The organism is Methylobacterium sp. WL6 (genome assembly GCF_008040095.1).
Taxonomy (GTDB): Bacteria; Pseudomonadota; Alphaproteobacteria; order Rhizobiales; family Beijerinckiaceae; genus Methylobacterium.
Map to the genome: position 1 here is coordinate 1 of NZ_VRVH01000466.1, position 2,483 is coordinate 2,483.

Annotated in this window: 1 protein-coding gene and 1 pseudogene; both read right to left on the reverse strand. The window is 73.7% G+C overall.

Translation table 11 applies throughout. From position 1 onward, the window contains the following. Nucleotides 1-197: pseudogene (locus tag FV230_RS27255) on the reverse strand (methyltransferase type 11); the annotation flags it as partial. 94 nt (nt 198-291) lie between these two features. Further along, nucleotides 292-2,247, reverse strand: a complete 1,956-nt coding sequence (locus FV230_RS27260; RefSeq protein WP_147844595.1) for an EAL domain-containing protein — start codon at nt 2,245-2,247, stop codon at nt 292-294. Between the last annotated feature and the right edge of the window lie 236 nt (nt 2,248-2,483).

A 2,483-nucleotide genomic window follows, 5' to 3' on the forward strand; every position in this document is an offset into this window, starting at 1 on the left:
GCCTCGGCCGCCATCAGCGCCGTCGCGCCGGAGCCGCAGCCGACGTCGAGCACCCCGTCGCTCGGCCGCAGGTCGGCGGCGGCGAGCAGCGCCTCGGTCAGCGGCGCGAACACCGCATCGAGCACGCCCTGGCTGCGCGCCCAGCGCTGGCCGACCGCGCCGTTCCAGTATTCGGCCTGGGTCATCGTCGCTGTCATGGCCTGCTCCGTCGCTCGGCGATCCGGGCGGCATCTTGCATGCCGGGCGGCCGCCGTCAGCGGGGCGCGGCGACGCCGGCGCGTTTCGCCGGTTTCAGGCCGCGGCCATCCGCGCCCCCGCCTGCGACGCCAGCAGGTCCGCCACGGCCTCGGCCGACATCGGCCGGCCGAGATGGTAGCCCTGGAACAGGGTGCAGCCGAACGCCTGCAGCGTGGCGAGGTCGTCGGCGGTCTCGACGCCCTCGGCGACCACCTCGATGTCGAGCCAGCGCCCGAGCGCGAGCACGGCCTGGACCAGCCCGCACTTGTCGTCCGAGCCGGTCAGCCCGGTGACGAAGCTGCGGTCGATCTTGATGCGGTGGGCCTGGAGCTGGCGCAGGGAGGCGAGGGAGGAGTAGCCGATCCCGAAATCGTCCAGCGTCACGCGGATGCCGGCCTCGGCCAGCGCCGTGAGTTTGGCCTGCACCGCGCCGATGTCGAGGGCGGTCTCCTCGGTGATCTCGATCTCCAGCATCCGCGGCGGCAGGCCGAGGGCGGCCAGACGGCCGAGCACGATCTCGTCGACGGCGATCTGCGCCATCTCGCGGGGCGAGACGTTGAGCGCGACCTGGACCGTCTCCAGCCCGTGCCGGCACAGGGTCGCCACCATCGCGCAGGCCTGCTCGAGGATGGCGCGCAGCAGCGACTCGGTGAGGCCGGCCGTCGCCGCCGCCGCGACGACGTCGGCCGGCGGGATCCAGCCGTGGCGCGGGTGGTTCCAGCGCACCAGCGCCTCCAGGCTCACCAGGGTGCGCCCGTCCCGCCCGAAGATCGGCTGGAAGCACACCGTCACCACGCCCTCGGCGAGCGCCTGCGACAGGTCGCGCTCGCTGTCGCGCCGCGTTTCCATCCGGTCGCGCAGGCATTCGTCGAACAGGCGGGCGCGGTTCCGGCCGGCGCCCTTGGCCGCGTAGAGCGCCTCGTCGGCGCAGCTCAGGCGATGCGTCAGGCTGCCGGCGTCGCCCTGGTGGATGCCGATGCTGATGCCGAGCCGGCCGGCGTCGAGGGATTCGAACGGCTCGGCGACCGCGCCGATCAGGCGGGCGGCGAGCACGTCCTGCGCGATCCCCGCCGGCGCCGGCGCGTAGAGCACGGCGAACTCGTCGCCGCCGAGCCGGGCGGCGAGGCTGCCCGGCGGCAGGGCGGCGGCCATCCTTCGCGCCACCTCGGCCAGGACCCGGTCGCCCATGGTGTGGCCGTGGACGTCGTTGACGGATTTGAAGCCGTCGAGGTCGAGCAGCATCAGGCAATGCGCGACGGGCTCGACCGCCGCGTCGTCGCGCAAGGCTGCCTCACCGCGCAAGGCTCCATCACCGCGCAAGGCTGCGTCGGCATCCTGCTGGAAGCCGGCGCGGTTCAGGAGGCCGGTGAGGTCGTCGTGGGTCGCCCGCCGCGCCATCTCGAGGGCGAGCGCGCTGGCGCTGGCATGGGCCTCCATGCGCGACTGCGCGAGGGCGCTGGCCTCGTTCTTCAGCCGGCTCGCCTCGCGAAAACCCGCCTCGCACAGGAACGCACCGCGGATCATCGCGGCGAGGTAGAGCAGCACCGTCGCGGCGAGGCAGATCCGGTCGAAGCCGCCGGCCACGAGCAGGCATCCGGCAAACGAGAGCAGCGGCGGGGTGAAGAAGCCGATCGGCATGCGGGCGAAGGCGGTGCCGTAGGTGACGGCGCCGGCGGTCGTGCCGCATGTCAACGTCAGGTAGAACACCGTCTGCGCCGCGGTGCAGCCGGCGCACAGCGCCGGAAGGAACGCCCAGACCAGGCCCGACAGCCAGGCCGCCATCCAGACCAGGCGCAGGTGCCGGTCGACCGAGCGGGCGGCGGCCTCCGCCGACAGCGCCGTCCGCGGCGACAGCGCGGCGCAGGGTACGCGGCACAGGGCGAGGCGCAGCAGGTTGGCCGCCGTCGAGGCCGCGAACCAGGTCGCGCCGACGGCGCCCTGCCCGGCATGGATCGCCACGATCATGCCGACCAGGCCGAGGGCCATGTTGATCGGGATGGCGGTCGACATGCTCAGGCGCAGGGCCGCGAGCTGATCCCGCCGGATCAGGCGGTCGAGGTCCGACGGGCTCGGTACCGAACGGGGCCGGTCGTTCAAGGGGTCAGGCACGTCGCATCCAACCTGCAGGCGTTTCTTCGACTGACGCCGGAGCGGTGAAGGATCGCTTAAGCACGCGGGCCGCCGAGCGCCGGACGGCGCGCGTGCGACATCAGCGCCGGGGGCCGCCGCCCGGCGCTGATGTCGCA

Excerpts from the sequence above, each read along its gene's own strand:
- FV230_RS27260 (WP_147844595.1), bottom strand. The coding sequence starts at position 2,247 with ATGTCGACCGCCATCCCGATCAACATGGCCCTCGGCCTGGTCGGCATG.